The sequence below is a fragment of the Roseomonas sp. TS2 genome, from assembly GCF_058833935.1.
The window spans coordinates 1-2,885 of the sequence record NZ_JCACVY010000308.1; the positions used below are offsets into that span (position 1 = coordinate 1).

Genomic DNA, 2,885 nt, shown 5'->3' on the forward strand with positions numbered 1-2,885 from the left:
CCGAGTGAGCGCGTCGGAGCAGATGGACACCGCGACCAGCCAGACGGCGGCCGAGGCCGGGCGCCGGCGCACCTTCGCCATCATCGCCCACCCCGACGCCGGCAAGACCACGCTGACCGAGCAGCTGCTGCTGCTGGGCGGCGCCATCCAGATCGCCGGCGCCGTGCGCGCCAAGGGCGAGCGGCGCCGCACCCGCTCGGACTGGATGAAGATCGAGCAGGACCGCGGCATCTCGGTCGCCACCTCGGTGATGACCTTCGAGTATGCCGGCCAGGTGTTCAACCTGCTCGACACGCCAGGCCACGAGGATTTCTCCGAGGACACCTACCGCACCCTCTCGGCGGTGGACGCCGCGGTGATGGTGATCGACGCCGCCAAGGGCATCGAGGCGCAGACCCGCAAGCTGTTCGAGGTCTGCCGCCTGCGCGACATCCCGATCGTCACCTTCATCAACAAGATGGACCGCGAGGCGCGGGAGCCGCTGGAGCTGCTCGACGAGATCGAGAAGACCCTGGCGCTGGACGTGACGCCGGCCACCTGGCCGGTCGGCTCGGGCGGCACCTTCGCGGGGGTGTACGACCGGCACGACAACAGCCTGCGCCTCGTCGCCGAGGGCGGCGAGCGGCGCGAGGCGCTGGACGGGCCCGAGGATGCGCGGATCGACGGGCTGCTGCCGCACGGCCAGGGCGACGTGCTGCGCGAAGGGATGGAGCTGGCCTCCGTCTATCCGGAGTTCGACCTCGCCTCCTTCCGCGAGGGGCACCTGACGCCGGTCTATTTCGGCTCGGCGCTGCGCGGCTTCGGGGTGCGGCACCTGCTGGATGGCCTGGCGCAGTTCGCGCCGCCCCCCTCCGCCCGCCGGGCCGACGCCCGCACCGTGGAGCCGGAGGAGGAGAAGCTCACCGGCTTCGTCTTCAAGATCCAGGCCAACACCGACCTCAACCACCGCGACCGCGTGGCCTTCCTGCGCATCTGCTCCGGGCGGCTCCGCAAGGGGGCGCGGCTGAAGCAGGTGCGCACCGGCAAGAGCATCCCGGTCAACGCGCCGCTGTTCTTCTTCGCCAAGGAGCGGCAGGTGGCGGAGGAGGCTTGGCCGGGCGACGTGGTGGGCATCGCCAACCACGGCGTGCTGCGCATCGGCGACACGCTGACCGATGGCGAGGCGCTGAACTTCCGCGGCGTGCCGAGCTTCGCGCCCGAGATCCTGCGCCGCGTGCGGCTCGATGACCCGATGCTGGCCAAGAAGCTGCGCAAGGCGCTGGACCAGCTGGCCGATGAGGGGGTGGTGCAGGTGTTCCGCCCGCTCGACGGCAGCCAGCCGGTGGTCGGCGTGGTCGGCCAGCTTCAGCTCGACGTGCTGAGCAGCCGCATCCAGGCGGAATACGGGGTGCACATCACCTTCGAGAACACCTCCTGGTCCTCCCTGCGCTGGGTGGCGACGAAGGAGGACGGGCCGCAGGACCGCGCGGTGCTGGACCGCTTCCTGCGCACCGCGCCGAGCCAGATGGCCGAGGACCACGACAACGAGCCGGTGGCCTTCTTCACCTCCGACTGGGGCCGCAAGCGGGCGGAGGAGGAATGGCCGCAGCTCCGCTTCCTGGCCCTGCGCGAGCAGCACGGGGTGGAAGGGGCGGCCGCCGCCTGAGGCGCCGCCCCCCGGCCTGTCCCGCCCCTCAGCCCGGCGCGGCGTGGCTGGCGGCGTGGTGGGCGGGCGGGGTGCGGTTGCGCTGCCACTGGCGCTGCACCTCGTCATTCACCGCATCCGCCGTCTGGCCAGGGGTGACGACGACCTCCGCCCCGTTCAGGCGGAAGCGGTAGGGCAGGTTGTGGCGGTTGGCCTTCTCGACGCAGCGCGCGATGACGTGCGGCAGGTAGTCGCTCTCCGTCGTGCGGTAGTCCTGGATCTCGTCGCTCATGGCGGCCTCCCTGTTCTGTTTCGGGAAGCCTAGCCGGGCGCGCCGCGCCGAATCACGCAGAACTTCGCGAGCGGCTCACTTCAGCTGGCTGTCCTTGCTGCCGCGGCGGTTGATGCCGAACTGCGCCGGGCGGCGGTCCAGCGCGGACTGGCAGCCGACGCAGGTGCGCGCCCCGGGCAGGGCGCGGCGCCGCGCGGCGGGGATCGGCTCGCCGCATTCCACGCAATGCAGCTCGCCCTCGCCGGCGGGCATGCGGGCGCGGGCGCGCCGGATGCCGTCCGTCACCGTGTCGTCGATCTGCTCCTGCACCGCGCCGTCGGGCGCCCATCCGCTGGCCATGGCCGCGCTCCCGCTGTCTCGTTGCCGCGTGGCGTTCAGATGGGGCGCGGGGGCGGCGGCGCCAAGCGGCGGGGGCCCCTAGAGCAGCGCCTCGATGGCGCCGCGCAGCTTCGCCGGGGGCGTGGCGGGGGCGAAGCGGCCCGCCACCCGGCCCTGCCGGTCGAGCAGGAACTTGGTGAAGTTCCACTTGATGGCCTCCGTGCCCAGCAGCCCCGGCTGCTGCGCCTTCAGGTGGCGGAACAGCGGGTGCGCGCCGTCGCCATTCACCTCCACCTTGGCGAAGAGCGGGAAACTGGCCTGGAAGCGCGTCTCGCAGAACTGCGCGATGCTGGCATCGTCCCCCGGCTCCTGCCGGCCGAACTGGTTGCAGGGGAAGGCCAGCACGCTGAAGCCGCGGGGCGCGTAGTCGCGCTGCAATTCCTCCAGCCCCGCATATTGCGGCGTGAAGCCGCAGGCGCTGGCGGTGTTGACCACCAGCAGCACCTGCCCGGCGAATTCGGCGAGCGGTGTCTCCCGCCCGTCGGAGCGGCGCGCGGAAAAGGCGGCGAGGGGCGAGTCGGTCATGCGCGAGAGTCTCCGGGCTTTGGTGGCGGGCGGCGGTCCAGCGCGGACTGGCAGCCGACGCAGGTG

4 protein-coding genes are annotated in these 2,885 nt (G+C 72.3%); 1 reads left to right on the forward strand and 3 read right to left on the reverse strand.

Translation table 11 applies throughout. From position 1 onward, the window contains the following. Nucleotides 1-22: 22 nt before the first annotated feature. Complete coding sequence (locus ACZJYS_RS23790; RefSeq protein WP_493180572.1) at nucleotides 23-1,645, forward strand: peptide chain release factor 3; 1,623 nt, start codon at nucleotides 23-25, stop codon at nucleotides 1,643-1,645. Nucleotides 1,646-1,673: 28 nt separating this feature from the next. Here ACZJYS_RS23790 and ACZJYS_RS23795 read toward each other — a convergent pair whose 3' ends face one another. From ACZJYS_RS23795 to ACZJYS_RS23805, 3 genes are all read right to left on the reverse strand, one after another. Continuing rightward, a complete protein-coding gene (locus ACZJYS_RS23795; protein ID WP_109516431.1) occupies nucleotides 1,674-1,916 on the reverse strand; it encodes a hypothetical protein in 243 nt (80 codons plus the stop codon). Nucleotides 1,917-1,991: 75 nt separating this feature from the next. Beyond that, entirely contained in the window at nucleotides 1,992-2,255 is a 264-nt protein-coding gene (locus tag ACZJYS_RS23800; protein ID WP_109516432.1) for a DksA/TraR family C4-type zinc finger protein, read from the reverse strand. Nucleotides 2,256-2,333: 78 nt separating this feature from the next. After that, a complete protein-coding gene (locus ACZJYS_RS23805; RefSeq protein ID WP_109516433.1) occupies nucleotides 2,334-2,819 on the reverse strand; it encodes a glutathione peroxidase in 486 nt (161 codons plus the stop codon). Nucleotides 2,820-2,885 lie beyond the last annotated feature (66 nt).